The 18,984-nt window shown below is 69.6% G+C and carries 19 protein-coding genes; 12 read left to right on the top strand and 7 right to left on the bottom strand.

Annotated elements, in window-relative coordinates; genetic code table 11:
- Positions 1–143: 143 nt before the first annotated feature.
- From NTM_RS24110 to NTM_RS24095, 4 genes are read left to right on the top strand one after another with little or no spacing between them, the layout of a single operon-like run.
- On the top strand, positions 144–1,133 hold the full coding sequence (locus tag NTM_RS24110; protein ID WP_232079825.1) for a GGDEF domain-containing protein: 990 nt from the start codon (positions 144–146) through the stop codon (positions 1,131–1,133).
- Between the two features lie 39 nt (positions 1,134–1,172).
- The gene (gene thyX, locus NTM_RS24105) at positions 1,173–1,925 is read left to right on the top strand and encodes an FAD-dependent thymidylate synthase (protein WP_163768534.1); all 753 of its coding nucleotides are present in this window, start codon (positions 1,173–1,175) and stop codon (positions 1,923–1,925) included.
- A 43-nt stretch (positions 1,926–1,968) separates the two neighbouring features.
- Positions 1,969–2,877 (top strand): 4-hydroxy-tetrahydrodipicolinate synthase, encoded by a 909-nt coding sequence (gene dapA, locus NTM_RS24100; RefSeq protein WP_179963987.1) that lies wholly within the window; start codon positions 1,969–1,971, stop codon positions 2,875–2,877.
- 10 nt (positions 2,878–2,887) lie between these two features.
- Positions 2,888–4,564 carry a ribonuclease J gene (locus NTM_RS24095; RefSeq protein ID WP_163768531.1) on the top strand — a complete coding sequence of 559 codons (1,677 nt, stop codon included), beginning with the start codon at positions 2,888–2,890 and terminating at the stop codon, positions 4,562–4,564.
- A 412-nt stretch (positions 4,565–4,976) separates the two neighbouring features.
- On the opposite strand, the gene NTM_RS24090 is transcribed toward NTM_RS24095, so the two are convergent.
- The 4 genes from NTM_RS24090 to NTM_RS24075 all read right to left on the bottom strand — a co-directional run bounded on the left by NTM_RS24090 (position 4,977) and on the right by NTM_RS24075 (position 7,817).
- Positions 4,977–5,639: a response regulator transcription factor gene (locus tag NTM_RS24090; protein ID WP_104861369.1), complete on the bottom strand. Its 663-nt coding sequence runs from the start codon at positions 5,637–5,639 to the stop codon at positions 4,977–4,979.
- Positions 5,640–5,778: 139 nt separating this feature from the next.
- On the bottom strand, positions 5,779–6,651 hold the full coding sequence (locus NTM_RS24085; protein ID WP_163768528.1) for an SAM-dependent methyltransferase: 873 nt from the start codon (positions 6,649–6,651) through the stop codon (positions 5,779–5,781).
- Positions 6,648–7,466, bottom strand: a complete 819-nt coding sequence (locus NTM_RS24080) for a mycofactocin-coupled SDR family oxidoreductase (RefSeq protein WP_104861571.1) — start codon at positions 7,464–7,466, stop codon at positions 6,648–6,650. The genes NTM_RS24085 and NTM_RS24080 overlap by 4 nt, the downstream gene beginning before the upstream one ends.
- A gap of 36 nt (positions 7,467–7,502) precedes the next feature.
- Positions 7,503–7,817 carry a putative quinol monooxygenase gene (locus NTM_RS24075; RefSeq protein WP_104861371.1) on the bottom strand — a complete coding sequence of 105 codons (315 nt, stop codon included), beginning with the start codon at positions 7,815–7,817 and terminating at the stop codon, positions 7,503–7,505.
- A 181-nt stretch (positions 7,818–7,998) separates the two neighbouring features.
- Between NTM_RS24075 and NTM_RS24070 the strand changes: the two genes are divergently transcribed.
- Positions 7,999–10,557 (top strand): FtsK/SpoIIIE family DNA translocase, encoded by a 2,559-nt coding sequence (locus NTM_RS24070; protein ID WP_179963986.1) that lies wholly within the window; start codon positions 7,999–8,001, stop codon positions 10,555–10,557.
- Here the strand turns inward: NTM_RS24070 and NTM_RS24065 are convergent.
- Positions 10,554–11,594 (bottom strand): class I SAM-dependent methyltransferase, encoded by a 1,041-nt coding sequence (locus NTM_RS24065; protein WP_163768523.1) that lies wholly within the window; start codon positions 11,592–11,594, stop codon positions 10,554–10,556. The genes NTM_RS24070 and NTM_RS24065 overlap by 4 nt on opposite strands.
- Before the next feature lie 123 nt (positions 11,595–11,717).
- Here NTM_RS24065 and NTM_RS24060 point away from each other — a divergent pair, with 123 nt between their 5' ends.
- Both NTM_RS24060 and NTM_RS24055 read left to right on the top strand, forming a co-directional pair.
- Entirely contained in the window at positions 11,718–12,551 is an 834-nt protein-coding gene (locus tag NTM_RS24060; RefSeq protein WP_104861374.1) for a UbiA family prenyltransferase, read from the top strand.
- Entirely contained in the window at positions 12,538–13,590 is a 1,053-nt protein-coding gene (locus tag NTM_RS24055; RefSeq protein ID WP_163768521.1) for a type III polyketide synthase, read from the top strand. The genes NTM_RS24060 and NTM_RS24055 overlap by 14 nt, the downstream gene beginning before the upstream one ends.
- A gap of 21 nt (positions 13,591–13,611) precedes the next feature.
- Here NTM_RS24055 and NTM_RS24050 read toward each other — a convergent pair whose 3' ends face one another.
- Complete coding sequence (locus tag NTM_RS24050) at positions 13,612–14,133, bottom strand: amino-acid N-acetyltransferase (protein ID WP_163768518.1); 522 nt, start codon at positions 14,131–14,133, stop codon at positions 13,612–13,614.
- Positions 14,134–14,175: 42 nt separating this feature from the next.
- On the opposite strand from NTM_RS24050, the gene pgsA reads away from it, so the two are divergent.
- From pgsA to pspM, 4 genes are all read left to right on the top strand, one after another.
- Positions 14,176–14,775, top strand: a complete 600-nt coding sequence (gene pgsA / locus NTM_RS24045; protein WP_104861573.1) for a CDP-diacylglycerol--glycerol-3-phosphate 3-phosphatidyltransferase — start codon at positions 14,176–14,178, stop codon at positions 14,773–14,775.
- A 96-nt stretch (positions 14,776–14,871) separates the two neighbouring features.
- Positions 14,872–15,198, top strand: a complete 327-nt coding sequence (clgR, locus tag NTM_RS24040; protein WP_104861376.1) for a transcriptional regulator ClgR — start codon at positions 14,872–14,874, stop codon at positions 15,196–15,198.
- A gap of 130 nt (positions 15,199–15,328) precedes the next feature.
- Entirely contained in the window at positions 15,329–16,159 is an 831-nt protein-coding gene (pspA, locus tag NTM_RS24035; protein WP_163768515.1) for a phage shock protein PspA, read from the top strand.
- 33 nt (positions 16,160–16,192) lie between these two features.
- Positions 16,193–17,005: a phage shock envelope stress response protein PspM gene (pspM, locus tag NTM_RS24030; protein WP_179963985.1), complete on the top strand. Its 813-nt coding sequence runs from the start codon at positions 16,193–16,195 to the stop codon at positions 17,003–17,005.
- Between the two features lie 4 nt (positions 17,006–17,009).
- On the opposite strand, the gene NTM_RS24025 is transcribed toward pspM, so the two are convergent.
- Complete coding sequence (locus tag NTM_RS24025; protein WP_104861379.1) at positions 17,010–17,480, bottom strand: limonene-1,2-epoxide hydrolase family protein; 471 nt, start codon at positions 17,478–17,480, stop codon at positions 17,010–17,012.
- Positions 17,481–17,523: 43 nt separating this feature from the next.
- Between NTM_RS24025 and NTM_RS24020 the strand changes: the two genes are divergently transcribed.
- Complete coding sequence (locus NTM_RS24020) at positions 17,524–18,696, top strand: glycosyltransferase (RefSeq protein WP_163768509.1); 1,173 nt, start codon at positions 17,524–17,526, stop codon at positions 18,694–18,696.
- The last annotated feature ends 288 nt before the right edge of the window (positions 18,697–18,984 follow it).

Below are 18,984 nucleotides of genomic sequence, written 5' to 3'. Positions count from 1 at the left end.
ATGACGTAGAAGTCAAAAACGGGCAAACTGACGGGGTGCCTGGGTCGGATCGCCAATGGTGGCGACAGACGGATCAATTCGATTGGTTCAGTAACTACCTTCGGGAGCGTGGTATCCAGGCCCCCTGGAGGTGGGCGACCTTCGTGTTCACGGTGCTGCTCGCGATGTTGCCGCTGATGATGATGGCCAGCCCGTCGGGTCCGGACACCACCCTGGGCCGGGCGGCGGTGAGCGCATCGGCGGCCGCCGGGGCGGGTGCGTCACTGTTCTGGTTGTTCCGCTGGCCCAGCCGACGGCAGGCGCTGGTGTACAACGTGCTGTGCTGCGCAGGGATCGCGGCGGGCTGCCTTGCGCTGTCGAACCCGTACTCGGGGCTGATGGGCTGCACGCTGTTCGCGGTGATCGGCGGATTCCTCGCGTACTTCCACTCGGTCCGGCACGTCGCCGCCAACTTCCTGGTCGCCGTCACGTGCGCGGCGATCACGGCGGCACGGCTGATCGCCGACACCGGCGACGTGGCGCTGACGGCCGCCGCCGCGGTCAACGTGATCGCGCTCAACGCCGGCGTGCCGTTCGGTATCCACTCGCTGTTGCACTCGCTGCACACCGACCTGCGCGCCGCCGACCGCGACCCGCTCACCGGGCTGGCGAACCGGCGGTCGTTCTACAGCGCGGTCAACAAGCTGCTCGCCGACACCCACGCGGTCGACGCCGCGATCAACGTGATGGTCATCGACCTCGACAAGTTCAAGAGTCTCAACGACACCCGAGGCCACGCGATCGGTGACGCCGCGCTGGTCGACGTCGCCGACGTCCTGCGCCGGCACACCGGAGTCAGTGCGGTGATCGGGCGGCTCGGCGGCGAGGAGTTCGTCATCGCTGACGTCGACCTGCCCGTGCTGCAGCGCAGGACCGCGGAGCTGATCCGCCAGGGCATCGACGACAGCCCGTTCGCCATCACCGCGAGCATCGGCGTGTGCAGCGCGCGGATGGACTGGGGGTCCGGCATCGAAAACGACTACATCGACCGGCTCATCGAGGCCGCTGACGCCGCGATGTATGTGTCCAAGCGCGCGGGCGGCAACCGTGTGGTGCACAGCGATCTCGACGGAGCCGACTTCGCCGAGGCCTAGGTTCCGCGCGATCGCCTGATCACCCTCTAGGCTCAGCCGGTGGCCGAGATCGCGCCGCTGCGGGTGCAGCTGATCGCCAAGACCGAGTTCTCGGCACCGCCGGACGTGCCGTGGAGCACCGACGCCGACGGCGGCGCCGCGCTGGTGGAGTTCGCCGGCCGCGCCTGTTATCAGAGCTGGTCCAAGCCCAACCCGCGGACCGCCACCAACGCCGGCTACGTCCGCCACATCATCGACGTCGGGCACTTCTCGGTGCTCGAGCACGCGTCGGTGAGCTTTTACATCACCGGGCTGTCCCGGTCCTGCACCCACGAGCTGGTCCGGCACCGCCATTTCTCGTTCTCGCAGCTGTCGCAGCGCTACGTGCCCGAGCACGACGCGGAGGTGGTGGCCCCGCCCGGGATCGAGGACGATCCGGAGCTGCTGGAACTGTTCACCGCGGCCGCCGACGCCAGCCGCGCCGCGTACATCGAATTGCTCGACAGGCTGGAAGCGAAGCTCGCCGAGCAGGGCATGTCGACGCTGCGTCACAAGCAGGCCCGCCAGGCCGCCCGCGCAGTGCTGCCCAACGCGACCGAGACGCGCATCGTCGTCACCGGCAACTACCGCGCCTGGCGGCACTTCATCGCGATGCGAGCCAGCGAACAGGCCGACGTCGAGATCCGCAGGCTGGCGATCGCCTGCCTGCGCGAGCTTGTCGCGGTGGCGCCCCAGGTGTTCTCCGACTTCGAGATCACCGCGCTGGCCGACGGCACCGAGGTGGCGACCAGCCCGCTGGCAACCGAGGTGTAGCCGAAAGGCATTCGTGTCGCGAAACAGCGACGGGGTAACCTTGGTGCCCGTGAGTACCAGCGGATTCGACGCCCCGGCCCGGTTGGGCACCCTGTTGACCGCGATGGCGACTCCGTTCAAGCCCGACGGCTCACTGGACCTCGAAACCGCGGCCCGGCTGGCCACCCACCTCGTCGACGCCGGCTGCGACGGACTTGTCGTGTCGGGCACCACCGGCGAGTCGCCGACCACCACCGACGACGAGAAGATCCAGCTGCTGCGCACCGTGCTGGACACGGTCGGGGACCGGGCACGGATCGTCGCCGGCGCAGGCACCTATGACACCGCCCACAGCGTCCATCTGGCCAAGGCCTGCGCCGCCGAGGGGGCACACGGTCTGCTCGTGGTGACGCCGTACTACTCGCGGCCGCCGCAGGCGGGCCTGGTCGCGCACTTCACCGCCGTCGCCGATGCGACCGACCTGCCGAACATCCTCTACGACATCCCGCCGCGCTCGGTCGTCCCGATCGAATGGGACACCATCAGGACGCTGGCCGAGCACCCGAACATCGTCGCGATCAAGGACGCCAAGGGCGATCTGCACGGCGGCGGCCAGATCATCGCCGAGACCGGCCTGACCTACTACTCGGGTGACGACGCGCTGAACCTGCCGTGGCTGGCGATGGGCGCGATCGGTTTCATCAGCGTATGGGGCCACCTCGCGGCCGGTCAGCTGCGAGACATGTTGAGCGCGTTCGCTTCCGGCGACGTCGCGACCGCCCGCAAGATCAACGTCACGCTCGGCCCGCTGGCTGCCGCGCAGGCACGGCTGGGCGGCGTCACGCTGTCGAAGGCCGGGCTGCGGCTGCAGGGTTTCGAGGTCGGCGATCCGCGGCTGCCGCAGATCCCCGCCTCCGAGGATCAGATGCAGGAGCTGGCCGCCGACATGCGCGCCGCCACGGTGTTGAGGTAGTGGTCGACTAGTGGATTCGGGACACACTTCGCCGGGACCGCTGGCCCCGGGCGGCCTGCGGGTCACCGCGCTCGGCGGCATCGGCGAAATCGGCCGCAACATGACCGTTTTCGAGCACCTGGGTCGGCTGCTGGTGGTCGACTGCGGCGTGCTGTTCCCGACGCACGACGAGCCCGGCGTCGACCTGATCCTGCCCGATCTGCGTCACGTCGAGGGCCGACTCGACGACGTCGAGGCCATCGTGGTCACCCATGCCCACGAGGACCACATCGGCGCGATCCCGTTCGTGCTCAAGCAGCGGCCGGACATCCCGATCGTCGGCTCGAAGTTCACGCTGGCACTGGTGGCGGAGAAGTGCCGGGAGCACCGGCTGAGCCCGAAGCTCGTCGAGGTCTCCGAAGGCACCAAGAGCACCCACGGTGTCTTCGAATGTCAGTACTTCGCCGTGAACCACTCCATCCCGGGCTGTCTGGCCATCGGTATCCACACCGGCGCCGGCACGGTGCTGCACACCGGCGACATCAAGCTCGACCAGCTCCCACCCGACGGCCGACCGACCGATCTGCCCGGGATGTCCCGGCTCGGCGACGCCGGCGTCGACCTGTTCCTGTGCGATTCGACGAACTCGGAGATCCCCGGTGTCGGCCCGTCGGAGAGCGAGGTCGGTCCCGCACTGCACCGGTTGATCCGCGGGGCCGAGGGCCGCGTCATCGTCGCGTGTTTCGCGTCGAACGTCGACCGGGTGCAGTCCATCATCGACGCCGCGGTCGCGCTGGGGCGGCGGGTCGCGTTCGTCGGCCGGTCGATGGTGCGCAACATGGGCATCGCCCGCGAGCTCGGCTACCTGAAGGTCGCCGACGAGGACGTGCTCGACATCGCGGCCGCCGAGATGATGCCCGCGGACCGCGTCGTGCTGATCACCACCGGAACCCAGGGTGAGCCGATGGCCGCGCTGTCGCGGATGTCGCGCGGCGAGCATCGCAGCATCACGCTGACGGCCGGAGATCTCGTGATCCTGTCGTCGTCGTTGATCCCCGGTAACGAGGAGGCGGTGTTCGGGGTGATCGACGCGCTGGCCAAGATCGGCGCCCGTGTCGTGACCAATCAGCAAGCGCGTGTTCATGTTTCGGGCCACGCATACGCCGGCGAGCTTCTCTTTCTCTACAACGGGGTACGCCCACGCAATGTGATGCCCGTGCACGGGACCTGGCGGATGCTGCGGGCCAACGCGGCACTGGCGGCCAGAACCGGTGTGCCCGAGGAGAACATCGTGCTCGCCGAGAACGGCGTCAGCGTCGACCTGGTCGGCGGCCGGGTCAGCATCGCCGGCGCGGTCCCGGTCGGCAAGATGTTCGTCGACGGGCTGGTCACCGGTGACGTCGGGGATGCCACGCTGGGGGAGCGGCTGATCCTGTCGTCCGGGTTCGTCGCGGTCACCGTGGTGGTGCGGCGCGGCACCGGAAAGGCCGCGGCCCCGGCACACCTGTACGCGAAGGGCTTCTCAGAGGACCCCAAGGCGCTGGAACCGGCCGCCCGCAAGGTCGAGGTGGAATTGGAGAACCTGGCTTCGCAGAACGTCACCGACCCGACCCGCATCGCGCAGGCGGTGCGGCGCACGGTGGGCAAATGGGTCGGCGAGACCTATCGTCGCCAACCGATGATCGTGCCGACCGTCATCGAGATCTGAGAGACCCGACGCGTTCCGTTGGTGTTCGGCGCGCCGCGCTGCGGCGGGACCCCACCCGTCGAGCTGTCACGATTACCCCTCGTCAATCGTGGCGCGGCGGCCGAACCAACGCGGACCTCATTGTCGTTGCTCCGTGAATAGTAGGCACGCCGCAATGATGATCGCAATATTTCCGCACATTTCATGAACCGGGCCCAAATATGAATGTGCGTAAATTTTCGCCTTGTGCTGATACAGCGAATTTATAGACGAGCTTAATTCTCTGAACTTGCTGGTAGTAAGGCTACATTGCCTACAGTCAGCACACTTGATTGCACTTGCAGATAAATACGCAACAGATCGCTTCCGTAAATGGCACAGGTTCCCCGGGATATTGCTGGATGAATCCTGCGAATTGATCTTGAAGAATTTGCTAGCGTCCGGCTTCCAGCCGGTACCCCATGCCGCGCAGCGTCGCGAACCGGCTCGCGCCGAGCTTGCGGCGCAGGTACCTGACGTAGACGTCCACCACATTGGATCCCGGTTCGTAGTCGTCGCCCCACACCTGGCGCAGCAACTCCTCGCGCGTCAGCACCTGCCCCGGGTGCCGCAGGAACGTCTCGGCCAGCGCGAACTCGCGCGCGGACAGGTCCACCGCGTAATCCCCGACATGGGCCCGGCGGGTGCGCCGGTCCAACCGCAGGCCGCCGTAGGACAGCGTGGCCATCTCGGTCGCCCGGCCCGATGCGAGTGCCAGGCGCACGCGGGCGAGCAACTCCTCGAACCGGAACGGTTTGGCCAGATGGCCGTCACCGCTGCCGAGCTTCGAGGCCGCCTCGGCCGCGCCCGCCCGCGTCGTCAACGCCACCACCGGGACCAGGTTGCCCTCGGAGCGCAGGCGGCGCAGCACCGTGAACCCGTCCATTCCGGGGAGTCCGATGTCGAGCACCAGCAGGTCGAAATCACCGGTGCGCGCATATCCGTACGCCGAGGGCCCGTCGGAGACCACAGTGACCGAGAAGCCGTTGGTGGACAATCCTTTCCGCACGAACGAGGAAATGCGGGGCTCGTCGTCCGCGACCAGGATGGCTGCCATGGCGGCTTACGTCCCCCTGTCGTGTGCGCTGCGACTGCTCACGCGGGCGAAACCGGTCAAAGCGGAAACCTCGGCTCAGCCGGTCGTCCGATGCCTGCGATTCTACGCCGATCGCGGGATCGCTCCTGGTGAGAGGATTTCAGCGCTCGGCCAGCACGGTCCATTCGATGGGGGAGGCGGCCACGGACCGGCCGGTCGGGCGGATGTAGGTGTCGCGGTAATAGCTCGGTCCGGCCTGTTCGACCAGCCGCCAGCCGTGGTCGGCGAGCAGTTCTGCGACGGCCTCGGGGACCAGGCCGGATTTCCACACGGGGTTGCGGCCGCGGAACCGGCGGTACACCGACTCGGCGCCGTAGAGCTCGGTGCCGTCGACGAAATCCTGACGGATGTAGGTGAACACCAGCTTGCTTCCCGGTGCGGCGGAGCTGAGCCGGCCCAATGTGGCGCGCACCGCGTCGGCGCTCAGGTACTGGGTGACGCCTTCCCATATGAAGAACGTCCGGTGCTCGGCGCGGTACCCGTGTGCCTCCAACGTCGGGAGCAGCGCATCGCTCTCGAAGTCGAAGGCCACCAGGCGCACCGACGGCGGGATCGCACCCAGCGCGCGCTCGACGGCGGCCACCTTGCGGTCGATGTTGACCTGCCGGTCGACCTCGAACACCGGCATGTCCCCGTGTCGGGCGATGCGGTAGGCGCGGGTGTCCAGACCCGCGCCGAGCACCACGACCGCGTCGATGTCGGTGAGCGGATCCGAGAGCCGTTCGTCGATGAAGCGCTTACGGCATGCGATGCCGGCCCACAACCCGGGGCCGGACCGGTCCGACAGCGCGCTGACCGCCGACCGGATCGCCCCGACCCGGGTCAGTGCGACGACCGCACGAAATCGCCTGGGTAGGAACGACTCTGCGAGATCGTCGTCGACCAGGCGGCGCTGCGGCGGTTCGTTGTGCTCGATCGCCGCCAGCAGCATCGGCCCGAAGGCCGTGTCGGCGGCGGCGTCTCGAGCCGTCATCGTTTGTTGACGAACCCGGCGTCGACCGGCAGCGTGACGCCCGTGACGTAGCGCGCCGCGTCGGAGACCAGCCAGAACACCGCATTGGCGATGTCCTCGGGTTCGAGCGCCTGCACCGGCAGCGCGTTACCCATATCGGGGCCGCCCTCGCTCAGCTGGGCCATCCCGTCCAGCCAGGACCGGGTGAACTCGTTGTCGATCATCGGGGTGTTCACCCCGGCCGGGTGCACGGAGTTGACCCGGATGTTGAACTGGGCCAGGACGTTCGCGTACACCCGCATGATGCCGACGATGCCGTGCTTGGCCGCGGCGTAGCCGACCGAACCGCCCACCGGGGCGCCGATGCCGACCAGCCCCGCGACCGAACTGGTCAGCACGATCGCGCCGCCGTTGCCGAACTTCACCATCGGCTTCATCGCGACGTCGATCGTGTTGTACACGCCGGTGAGGTTCACGTCGATGACGTCCTGCCACGCGTCGGGCGCGGCCATCGGCGCGATGCCGGCGTTGGCGACGACGATGTCGAGCCGGTTACCGAAGCGCTCGGTGCCGTCACGGACGGCGGCCTTGACCGCGTCGCGGTCGCGGACGTCGGCCTCATACGTCGCGATGCGCGCGCCGGTCTCCTCGACGAGCTTGACCGTTTCGGCCATGTCCTCAGGGGTGGCCAGCGGGTAGGGCACCGAGTCGATCTGCGCGCACAGGTCGAGCGCGATGATGTCGGCGCCCTCGGAGGCGAGCTTGACGGCGTGCGCGCGGCCCTGGCCGCGTGCGGCGCCGGTGATGAACGCGACTTTCCCGCTGAGCTCACCCATCTGCATATCTTCTTCGCTTCCTCGCGCGAGCGCTCGTCAGGCCCTCAGCTGGCCCTTGGCCGGATCGCCGGCGACGACCGGCTGCAGCACCTTGATGTCGGGGGCGCCGTCGAGGTGGTCACCGATCGCGCCGAACATGGTCGAGACCGCGGGGGCGGCGCTGTGCTTCTGCAACGCGTCGGCGTCCTCCCACTGCTCGACGAACACGAAGGTGTTCTCGGATTCGTGCAGCGAATACAGCTGGCAGCCCGGCTCGTCGTGGACCGCCTCGATGGCCTGCTTACAGGCGTTTCGCACCGTCTCGACGGACTCGGGCTTGGCGGTCAGGGTGGCGACGACGACGATCGGCATTCGGACTCCTCGTGAGCTCGGCTGGACAGCTGTCCACCTTACTTCGGCGGCGTGGCACCCGTCACACCGCGTCGCCCCGCCTGGTCAGGGCGGCGGAGGTCGCTGGTCAGGGCGTTGAGATCAATCTGTGACTAGTGTGGCAGATGGTGCATCTGAGGTTGATGCGACTAGGCTGGTCGGCATGGCGAGTAAGACCGCGGCCCGCTCTACTGCACGTCAGACCAGGTCGAAAACCCCCGCGCGGGGCAAGGGCAGGTCGGCGCGCCCCGCCGCGCCGCGACGCAAACCGGCTCGGCGCACCGCGTCGCCGGTCGCGTCCGCGGGCAACGCCGTCGGCAGGGGAGTGCGCGCCGGCTGGCTGATGCTGGCCAAGGGTGCGGGCAGCACCGCCCGCTCGGTGGGCCGCGCCCGCGATCTCGAGCCGGGGCACCGCCGCGACGGCGTCGCGCTGGCGCTGCTCGGACTGGCCGTGGTGATCGCCGCCAGCTCCTGGTTCGACGCCGCCCGCCCGGTCGGTGAATGGATCGACACCGTGGTTCGGATGCTGGTCGGCGGCGCCGTGGTGCTCGTACCGGTGGTGCTCGCCGTCATCGGTGTCACGCTGATGCGCAGCGAGCCCCACCCGGAGGCGCGGCCCCGGCTGATCCTCGGCTTCGCGATGATCGCGCTGCCCGTCCTCGGGCTGTGGCACATGTGGTCCGGCGCGCCGCTGGACCCGGTGGCGCGTCGGCAGGCCGGCGGATTCCTCGGATTCGTGATCGGCGGTCCGATTGCCGACGGGCTCACCGTGTGGATCGCGGCGCCGCTGCTGATCATCGGCGTGCTGTTCGGCCTGCTGCTGATGTCGGGCACCACGATCCGCGAGTTGCCCGAGACCGTGCGCGACATGTTCGCCACGCGCTGGCAGGACTACGACGACGAGTACGACGACGAATACGACGATGACGAGTACGACGAGCAGGTCGCGGCCGACGCTGACGACTTCTCCGACGGCTACTACGACGAGCCCGTCGGTGACGCGAATGACGCGGCCGAGGCATGGCCGTCGGCCGCCCAGCCGACCGTTCCGCTCACCCGCTTCGCGGGCCCCGTCGGCACGCCGATGGACAACTACCCCCTCGACGAGGAGGACGCCGAAGAGGCACCCGTCCCGGCCCCGGTCGCCAAGCCGCGCAAGAAGCCTCGCAAGGAGGAGGCGGCCAAGCTCGTCGTCGACCGTGTGGTCGAGGGGTCCTACGTGCTGCCGTCGCTGGACCTGTTGGTCGCCGGCGACCCGCCGAAGCGCCTGACCGCGGCCAACCAGGCGATGACCGATGCGATCACCTCGGTGTTGCAGCAGTTCAAGGTCGACGCCGCCGTCACCGGCTGCACCCGCGGTCCGACAGTCACCCGCTACGAGGTCGAACTCGGCCCCGGCGTGAAGGTCGAGAAGATCACCGCGCTGCACCGCAACATCGCCTACGCCGTGGCCACCGAGAGCGTGCGCATGCTCGCCCCGATCCCGGGCAAGTCCGCGGTGGGCATCGAGGTGCCCAACACCGACCGCGAGATGGTGCGCCTGGCCGACGTGCTGACCGACCCCGTGACCCGGTCGGACCACCATCCGCTGGTGATCGGCCTCGGCAAGGACATCGAGGGCGAGATGATCTCGGCCAACCTGGCCAAGATGCCGCACCTGCTGGTGGCCGGCTCCACCGGCTCGGGTAAGTCCAGCTTCGTCAACTCGATGCTGGTCTCGCTGCTCGCGCGCGCCACCCCCGACGAGGTCAGGATGATCCTGATCGACCCGAAGATGGTGGAGCTGACGCCGTACGAAGGCATCCCGCACCTGATCACGCCGATCATCACCGAGCCGAAGAAGGCCGCCGCCGCGCTGTCCTGGCTGGTCGAGGAGATGGAACAGCGCTACCAGGACATGCAGGCGTCCCGGGTGCGCCACATCGACGTGTTCAACGAGAAGGTGCGCAACGGCGAGATCACCGCGCCGCTGGGCAGCAACCGCGTGTACAAGCCGTATCCGTACATCCTGGCCATCGTCGACGAGCTCGCCGACCTGATGATGACCGCCCCGCGTGACGTCGAAGAGGCGATCGTGCGCATCACCCAGAAGGCGCGGGCGGCGGGCATCCACCTCGTCCTGGCCACGCAGCGGCCGTCGGTCGACGTCGTCACCGGTCTGATCAAGACCAACGTGCCGTCGCGGCTGGCGTTCGCGACGTCGTCGCTGACCGACAGCCGCGTCATCCTCGACCAGCCGGGCGCCGAAAAGCTGATCGGCATGGGCGACGGGCTGTTCCTGCCGATGGGCGCGAACAAGCCGCTGCGTCTGCAGGGTGCGTTCATCACCGACGAGGAGATCCACGCGGTCGTCACGGCCACCAAGGAACAGGCCGAACCCGAGTTCGTCGAGGGCGTCACCGCTGTCAAGGCCGGCGAGCGCAAGGACGTCGACCCCGACATCGGCGACGATATGGACGTCCTGCTGCAGGCCGTCGAACTCGTGGTGTCGTCGCAGTTCGGCTCGACGTCGATGCTGCAGCGCAAGCTGCGCGTCGGCTTCGCCAAGGCCGGCCGCCTGATGGACCTGATGGAGACCCGCGGCATCGTGGGCCCGTCGGAGGGGTCCAAGGCGCGCGAGGTCCTCGTCAAACCCGACGAGCTGGCCGGCACGTTGGCGCTGATCCGCGGCGGCAGCGACGCGAACGGCGCCGATGCCGACGACGACGAGCCGGATTTCTAGGGCTTCTCGATGACGTACATGGCTTGCCCGGGGATCCGCAGGATCGGGATTCGGCGGGGTACGCCGAACCCGGCCTCACGCAGCCAGTCGTGCAGCTGCGCCGGGGGATGCACCTGCGCCCCCGAGCTCAGGTAGACGAACAGGCCCAGCACGTTGGCCTGCGCCGAGGTGCGGCGGTGCGGTTCGGCGAACGCATCCATCACGGCGAACGTGCCGCCCGGGGCGAGCGCGTCGCGGATCCGGCCGAACAGCGTGACCGTCTGCTCGGCGGTCAGGTGGTGCAGCAGGTTGAAGCACAGCACCGCGTCGTACCCGCTGCCGAGATCGTCGACGGTCGCATCCCCGTCGCGGTGGGAAACCCGGTCGGACAGACCTGCGGCGGCGATGATCTCGCGGCCGACCCGGGCGCTGCCCGGCAGGTCGAGCACGGTCGCGGTCAGCCCGGGATGGCGTTCACACAGGGCCGCCGAGTACCAGCCGTGGCCGCCGCCGATGTCGAGCAGCGATCGTGCCCCGGCGGGGAGTCGCAGCTTGCCCGCCACCTCGGCGGCGCTGAGTCGCGCGAGCTCGAACTGGCCGTGGATGTAGCGGTGCCAGTATTCGTCGTCGGGCGGGGCGTCGTGATGGCCGGCGGGCCGCCCGGTGCGCGTCACCTCGTCCAGGGCCGACCACCATGCCCAGTAGTCGGAGGTGCCCGCCACGTACTGCGCCACCGACAACCGGGATGCCGGGTCCAGCCAGCGCCGTGACGACCGGCTGAGCCGGTAGCGGCCGGACCGGGCCTTGACGTGACCGCCCGAACGCAGGCAGTCCAGCAGCAGTCGGGTCGGCACGGGATCGAGGCCCAGTTCGGCGGCCAGCTCGTCGGCAGACGCGGGCCCCTGGGCCAGGCGGGCGGTGATGCCGGTGCGCACGGCGGTGATCAGCACCGCCGACAGTGCCATCCCGCCCCACGCCTCGGCGGCGGCGGTCGGGACCAGACCGGTACGCAGGGCGAGCCATTCGGCGGGGTTGGCGCCGCGCAGAGAAAGCCTCATCGTTCGCTGACCTTCCCGTCCGCATTTAACTACCATGTCAATTGGCCATCGCGCGGCGTTTCACCTGCTTCTGCCGTCCGGTGGCGTCATGAGGGGAGACCGACGATCACGGTCCACACACGAATGACGCCCGCCCCGGCGCGCCGCGTGCGGGCGCTGATCGCCGCGGGTCATCCCGGCCCGTCGCTGGCGATCACCGGGCTCGTCGCCGTGCTCGCCGCGACCGCCGCGCCGTCCGCCGCCGCACCGGCCTGGGCCGTCGCCGCGATGCTGGCCGGCCAGTTGTCGATCGGGTGGTCCAACGACGCGCTCGATGCCGCACGCGATGCCGCGGCGGGCCGTACCGACAAGCCGGTGGTCACCGGGGCGATCGGGGTGCGGACGGTGTGGACCGCGGCGCTGACCGCACTGGCCGCGGCCGTCGCGATGGCGCTGGCCGTCAGCGTGCTCACCTCGATCCTGCTGGTGGTCGTGATCGGCGCCGGGTGGCTCTACAACCTGGGCGGCAAGGCCACACCGGCCTCCGGGCTGCTCTACCTGCTCGGGTTCGGGCCGCTGCCCGCGTACGCCGCCAGCACCCTCCCGGGGCAGCCGTTGCCGACCTGGTACGCCACCGCCGCGGCGGCGCTGGTCGGCCTGGGCGGCCACTTCGTCAACGTGCTGCCCGATCTGGCCGCCGACCGGGCGACCGGGGTGGCCGGGCTGCCGCAGCGGGTGGGGGCACGGTGGGGTGCCGGCGCGGTGCGGGCGAGCGCGCTGGTGCTGCTGCTGGCCGCGTCGGTGCTGCTGTTGGTCGCGTCGGGATTCCACCCGGTCGCGGTGGCCGGGCTCGTGGTCGCGGTCCTGCTCGCGGTGGTGGCCGCGGTCGGCTCCGGGCGGGTGCCGTTCGCCGCCGCGTTCGGCATCGCCGCCGTCGACGTCGTGCTGCTGATGGTGGTCGGCTATGTCCAGGCCTGACACCGGCGCGATCCTGGCCGTGCGTGCGGCGTTCCCGCCGTACCGCCACACCCAGTCCGAACTGACCGCCAAGGTCGCCGAACTCTGCGGCATCGGCCCCGCCGAGCAAGCGACGCTGGAGCGGCTGCACGCCGCCGCGGGTGTCGAGCACCGCCACACCGTGCTGCCGCTGAGCGATTACGTGGACGTGAGCACGCCGGCGGCCGCCAACGACCGCTACATCGACGCCGCGCTCGATCTCGCCGAGACCTCGCTGCGCGACGCGCTGGCGGCGTCGGGACTGGCCCCCGACGAGCTCGACCTTTTGATCGTCACCTCGGTGACCGGCGTGGCGGTGCCGTCGCTGGACGCGCGGCTGATCCCGCGGCTGGGGTTGCGCCCCGACGTCAAACGACTGCCGATCTTCGGGCTGGGCTGCGTCGCCGGGGCCGCCGGGCTGGCCCGGTTGCACGACTACCTGCTGGCCTGGCCGGATCACCACGCCGCGTTGGTCGCGGTCGAACTGTGTTCGCTGAGCTGGCCGACCACCCGGATCACCACGGCCGACCTGGTGGTCACCGGCCTGTTCGGCGACGGCGCGGCCGCGCTGGTGGCCGGGGCCGGGCGCGGCCCGCGCATCGTCGCCACGCGCAGCGAGGTCTACCCCGACAGCGGCGACATGCTGGGCTGGCGGCTGGCCTCCGACGGGTTCCGGATCGTGCTCACCGCAGAACTCGCCGATGTGGTCGAACGGCACCTCGCGGGCACCGTGACCGCATTCCTGGCCGAACACGACCTGACCGTCGAGGACATCACCGCGTGGGTGTGCCATCCCGGCGGCCCGAAGGTCATCGACGCCGTGCAGAACAGCCTGAAGCTCGCCGATGCCGCCGTCGCGCCGAGTCGGCGCTCGCTCGCCGAGATCGGCAACGTGTCGTCGGTGTCGGTGCTGGACATCCTGGGACGCACGCTCGACGCGCCGCCGCCGCCGGGATCGCTGGGCCTGGTGATCGGGCTCGGGCCCGGCGTCAGCGCGGAACTGGTGTTGTTGCGGTGGTGACCGCTGTCTTTTCCGGGCGGCTCACAGCAACAGCAGCATGCGGGTGTTGCCGAGGATGTTGGGTTTGACGTAGGACAGGTCCAGGAACTCGGCGACACCGGTGTCGTAGGAGCGGCACATCTCCTCGTACACCTCCGCGGTGACCGGGGTGCCCTCGATCTCCTTGAAGCCGTGGCGCGCGAAAAACTCCACCTCGAACGTGAGCACGAAGATCCGCTGCAGCCGCAACTCCGCGGCGACCTCCAGCAGACGTTCGACGACGGCGTGCCCCACACCCTTGCCGCGCACCTTCGGATGCACCGCGACGGTGCGCACCTCGCCGAGGTCCGACCACAGCACGTGCAACGCACCGCAGCCGATCACCTCGCCGGCCAATTCGGCCACCCAGAACTCCTGGACGGACTCGTAGAGCGTGACGAGGTTCTTCTCCAGCAGGATCCTGCCCGCGTAGATGTCGACGAGCGCTTTGATACCCGGCACATCCGAGGTCCGTGCGCGGCGCACCACGAACTCGTCGGCGGTGGCCTCCGCATCTGCGCTCATGCTCCGAAGAGTATCGGCAGCCGCAACCAGTATTCTGTGGCGGTGCCGGGCCAACCACATACCGATCCTGTGGTTCCCCGTGCCCGCGTCGCCAACGTCGCCAATGCGCTGACCGCGTTCCGGATGGTGCTGGTTCCGGTCTTCCTGGTCGTGTTGTTCGTCGGCGACGGCCACGAAACCTATTGGCGAACAGTGGCGTTCATCATCTTCGCGGTGGCCGTCATCACCGACCACTTCGACGGCGCGCTGGCCCGCAGCTACGGGATGGTCACCGAGTTCGGCACCTTGGCCGATCCGATCGCCGACAAGGCGCTGATCGGGTCCGCGCTCGTCGGGCTGTCGGTGCTCGGCGACCTGCCGTGGTGGGTGACCGTGCTGATCCTGGTCCGTGAGGTCGCGGTGACGGTGCTGCGGTTGGTGGTGCTGCGTCGCGGCGTGATCCCGGCCAGCCGGGGCGGCAAGCTCAAGACGCTGGTGCAGGCGGTCGCGATCGGGCTGTTCGTGATGCCGTTGTCCGGGGCCTGGCTGACCACCGCCTGGGTCATCATGCTCGTCGCCGTCGTGCTGACCGTGGTGACCGGCGTCGACTACTTCGTCTCCGCGTTCCGGGACTGGCGGGCGCGCCCCGCACGGCAGGCGTGACCGGCGCCACCGACGCGAAAGATCCCTGTCCTTTTCGGGAACCATCTCGGCGATGTCGGGCGTTGCTCTACATAGTCGAGGCAAGGAGGACGCGCGATGGCGGCATTGGTGCGTGAAGTGATCGGCGACGTTCTGCGTCGAGCCCGGGTGGAGCAGGGGCGCACCCTGCGTGAGGTCTCGGATTCCGCGCGGGTCAGCCTGGGTTACCTGTCCGAGGTGGAACGCGGCCGCAAGGAGGCCTCCAGCGAGCTGCTCAACGCGATCTGCACCGCGCTCGACATCCCGTTGTCACGGGTGCTCACCGAGGCCGGCAGCGAACTCGCGGCCGAGGAGTCCCGCGCCGCGGTGCCGGTCGGCGTCCCGAACATCGACGTGTCCACCAAGGTCGTCATTCCGCAGGTCGCGTCCATGGCGGTGGCCTGACAGTTGCCGCCGCGGGGTGTGGCGAGGTGCGCCGACCCGTTAAGTTGGGTTCACGCGCCGCGGCCGGGTTTGCACAGGCCGCGGACACCCGATCCCGGTACAGACGACAGACGTAAGGCGGAATGAAGTCATGGCCAATCCGTTCACCAAGGCGTGGAAGTACCTCATGGCGCTGTTCAGCTCCAAGGTCGACGAGTACGCCGACCCGAAGGTGCAGATCCAGCAGGCGATCGAGGAGGCGCAGCGCCAGCACCAGGCCCTGACCCAGCAGGCCGCGCAGGTGATCGGCAACCAGCGCCAGCTGGAGATGCGGCTGAACCGTCAGCTCGCCGACATCGAGAAGCTGCAGGTCAACGTGCGTCAGGCGCTGACCCTGGCGGATCAGGCCGTCGCCAACGGCGACGCCAACAAGGCCACCGAGTACAACAACGCCGCCGAGGCGTTCGCCGCGCAGCTGGTCACCGCCGAGCAGAGCGTCGAGGACCTCAAGGGGCTGCACGACCAGGCGCTGCAGGCCGCCGGGCAGGCCAAGAAGGCCGTCGAGCAGAACGCGATGATGCTGCAGCAGAAGATCGCCGAGCGCACCAAGCTGCTGTCCCAGCTCGAGCAGGCCAAGATGCAGGAGCAGGTGAGCAACTCCCTGCGCTCGATGAGTGAGCTGGCCGCGCCGGGCAACACGCCCAGCCTCGACGAGGTCCGCGACAAGATCGAACGCCGCTACGCCAACGCCATCGGTCAGGCCGAGCTCGCCCAGAACTCGGTGCAGGGCCGGATGATGGAGGTCCAGCAGGCCAGCGTCCAGATGGCCGGCCACTCGCGGCTGGAGCAGATCCGCGCGTCGATGCGTGGCGAGCAGCTGCCCGCCGGCGGCGCGACGCCCGCATCCCCGCAGCAGGCACCGAACCCGACCCAGGCCACCCCGGCCGCCGATCCGACACCGGAAAACCCGCTGTCGCAGTGACCGCGATGCAGCCATGAGGAAGGCAGGGCAGTGGTGAGTACCAGGACCGGTAGGCCGCAGATGTGGCGCTCCGTGACGCAGCGCGGCGTCGACACGGCCGCCGAATGGTCGAACGTACTCGCCGACAGGCTCAGCGCCGCTGCCGATCCGCGCGCCAAACTGTTGCGCAAGCGGCGTTGGGCGTTGCGGCTTGCGGTGTTCTTCACGGTGTCCGCGCTGTTCTGGATCGCGATGACCGCGTTGGTGGCGGCGTGGGACACCCCGGTGTGGGCGCTGTTCATCCCGTCGCCGATCGCGGTCGGCGCGGCGTTCCTGGCCACGCTGGCCTTCCTGCGCTACCGCTGGTTGCGCCGCGAACCCCTTCCACCGCAGCGGGTCTCGCACCGGTTACCGCCGTGGGGCTCGGCGGCGCGGGAGCCGATGGCGGCGCTGCAGGCCTCCGAGCGCGGCCTGTTCTCCCTGCTCGGGGTGATGGAACGCGGGGCGATGTTGCCCGCCCACGAACTGGGGGAGTTGCGGGTCGCCGCGGAACGGACCGCCGCCACCATGGCCGCCACCTCCATCGAGGTGGTGTCGATGGAGAACGCCGTCAAGGCGTCCCCGCAGTCGCGGGCCCATCTCACCCCGACCATCGCCGCGTTCACCGGGCAGCTTCAGCAGGGCGCCCGCCAGTACGGCGAAATGGTCTCGGCGGCAGCGCAATTGGTGTCGGCAGCCAACTCCGGCGCGCTGTCGAGCTCACCGATGACGCAGCGGCGCTACCGCGACGAACTCGAGTCGGCCACCGACCGGCTGATGGGCTGGGCGCAGGCGTTCGACGAGCTGGGACACCTGCGCCGAGCCTGACGCGTCAGCCGAACTTCGGGCGCAGCGACGGCACCGCGACGCCGACCACCGCGCGCAGCGGGGCTTTCAGCAGGAAGTCCAGCATGTCGAAATAGTCCCGCCACAGCGTGATCTGACCGGCGTCGTTGACCTCGAATGCGCCGCACACCCAGAACTGCAGGCGCAGGGGGCCGATGACGATGGCGTCGGTGCGCTCGGTCAGCACGGTGCCGCCCTCGGCGGCGATGCGGTGGAACTTCACCGCGAACCCGTACTTGCCCTGAGCCCGCCGCAGCAGCCGCACGATCCTGCTGCGGCCGCGGATGCTGGGCAGGCCGACGTTCTGCCAGACCAGCTCGGGCGCCGCAAGCGATTCCACGGTGTCGATGTCGTCGGCTTCCAGCGCGATCAGGAACCGGCGAACGATCTCCTTGGCGTCTGTGCCGGCCCTGATTGCGGGGGCCTGTGTGATGTCTTCGGAAGCCTCATCGGTCATATCGCCCGAGCCTAACCGTGCAGGCTGTGGCAGGGTAGCCCGCATGCGTGTCGCCGTGGTCGCTGGACCTGATCCGGGCCACGCCTTTCCGGCGATCGCCCTGTGCCTGAAGTTCCTGGCCGCCGGGGATGTCCCGACCCTGCTGACCGGCACGCGGTGGCTGGACACGGCGCGCGCCGAGGGCCTCGACGCGATCGAACTGGACGGTCTGGATCCGACCGCGTTCGACGACGACACCGACGCCGGCGACAAGATCCACCGGCGCGCCGCGCGGATGGCCGTGCTGAACCGGGACCGCATCGCTGATCTCGGGCCGGATCTGGTGGTCTCGGATTCGATCACCGTGTGCGGTGGGCTGGCCGCCGAATTGCTCGGGGTGCCGTGGGTGGAGCTCAACACCCACCCGTTGTATCGCCCGTCGAAGGGACTCCCGCCGATCGGCAGCGGGCTCGCCCCCGGCGTCGGAGTTCGCGGCCGGGTGCGTGATGCCGTGTTGCGCGCGCTGAGCGCCCGGTCGTGGCGGGCCGGGCTGCGCCAGCGATCCGCCGCCCGCGTCGAGATCGGGCTGCCGGCCGAGGACCCCGGACCGCTGCGCCGGCTGATCGCCACGCTGCCGGCGCTGGAGGTGCCGCGGCCGGACTGGCCGGCAGAGGCGGTCGTGGTGGGTCCGCTGCACTTCGAGCCGACCACCGACGTGCTGGAATTGCCCCCGGGTGACGGTCCGGTCGTGGTGGTGGCCCCGTCGACGGCGACTACCGGCGCCGACGGCATGGCGGAGGTGGCGCTCAGCGCGCTGGTGCCCGGCCGGACACTCCCCGAGGGGGCCCGGGTGGTGGTGTCCCGGCTCGACGCCGGCGACGCCGAGGTACCGCCGTGGGCGGTCGTCGGGCTCGGCCGCCAGGACGAACTGCTGGCCCGGGCGGATCTGCTGATCTGCGGCGGCGGGCACGGCACCGTCGCGAAGTCGCTGCTGGCCGGCGTGCCGATGGTCGTCGTCCCGGGCGGGGGAGACCAGTGGGAGATCGCCAACCGCGTTGTGCGCCAAGGTAGTGCGCAGCTCGTCCGGCCGCTGGCCGCCGACGCGCTGGTGGCCGCGGTGCGCGAGGTCCTGGGGTCGCAGGCTTACCGGGAGGCGGCCAGGCGGGCCGGTGCCGGTGTGGCCGGGGTCGGAGATCCGGTACAGGTGTGCCATGCCGCGATCGGGGCCCCGGCGTAGTTCCGTCCGGCGTTCGGTCAGTGTTTCGGCTCGGTGTCCGGCCCCGAGTCGGCCGATTCCTTGCGCCCGGCGTAGGGCGGCACTTCCGGTTCGACGTCACGCGGCGGGTCCGTCGTGAAGCCTGTCTCGAAATCTCGCTGGCCGGGTTCGCCGTGACTGGGAACCGACTCGGCGTCTTCGATCGCGCCAGAGGGCCGGTTCGTCGGTCCGCCGGATGGTTGATCTGACCCGGTGTCGCGGGATCCGCTCGCGTTCATGGGACTCACTCCTCACCGGCCGCCGTGTGGA

Source organism: Mycolicibacterium parafortuitum, from assembly GCF_010725485.1.
In the GTDB taxonomy this organism is placed as follows: Bacteria; Actinomycetota; Actinomycetes; order Mycobacteriales; family Mycobacteriaceae; genus Mycobacterium.
This window is presented reverse-complemented; position numbering and strand designations above follow the sequence as displayed.

Excerpts from the sequence above, each read along its gene's own strand:
- NTM_RS24090 (WP_104861369.1), bottom strand. The coding sequence starts at position 5,639 with ATGGCAGCCATCCTGGTCGCGGACGACGAGCCCCGCATTTCCTCGTTC.
- NTM_RS24085 (WP_163768528.1), bottom strand. The coding sequence starts at position 6,651 with ATGACGGCTCGAGACGCCGCCGCCGACACGGCCTTCGGGCCGATGCTG.
- NTM_RS24080 (WP_104861571.1), bottom strand. The coding sequence starts at position 7,466 with ATGGGTGAGCTCAGCGGGAAAGTCGCGTTCATCACCGGCGCCGCACGC.
- NTM_RS24075 (WP_104861371.1), bottom strand. The coding sequence starts at position 7,817 with ATGCCGATCGTCGTCGTCGCCACCCTGACCGCCAAGCCCGAGTCCGTC.
- NTM_RS24070 (WP_179963986.1), top strand. The coding sequence starts at position 7,999 with ATGGCGAGTAAGACCGCGGCCCGCTCTACTGCACGTCAGACCAGGTCG.
- NTM_RS24065 (WP_163768523.1), bottom strand. The coding sequence starts at position 11,594 with ATGAGGCTTTCTCTGCGCGGCGCCAACCCCGCCGAATGGCTCGCCCTG.
- NTM_RS24060 (WP_104861374.1), top strand. The coding sequence starts at position 11,718 with ATGACGCCCGCCCCGGCGCGCCGCGTGCGGGCGCTGATCGCCGCGGGT.
- NTM_RS24055 (WP_163768521.1), top strand. The coding sequence starts at position 12,538 with ATGTCCAGGCCTGACACCGGCGCGATCCTGGCCGTGCGTGCGGCGTTC.
- NTM_RS24050 (WP_163768518.1), bottom strand. The coding sequence starts at position 14,133 with ATGAGCGCAGATGCGGAGGCCACCGCCGACGAGTTCGTGGTGCGCCGC.
- clgR (WP_104861376.1), top strand. The coding sequence starts at position 14,872 with ATGGCGGCATTGGTGCGTGAAGTGATCGGCGACGTTCTGCGTCGAGCC.
- pspA (WP_163768515.1), top strand. The coding sequence starts at position 15,329 with ATGGCCAATCCGTTCACCAAGGCGTGGAAGTACCTCATGGCGCTGTTC.
- NTM_RS24025 (WP_104861379.1), bottom strand. The coding sequence starts at position 17,480 with ATGACCGATGAGGCTTCCGAAGACATCACACAGGCCCCCGCAATCAGG.
- NTM_RS24020 (WP_163768509.1), top strand. The coding sequence starts at position 17,524 with ATGCGTGTCGCCGTGGTCGCTGGACCTGATCCGGGCCACGCCTTTCCG.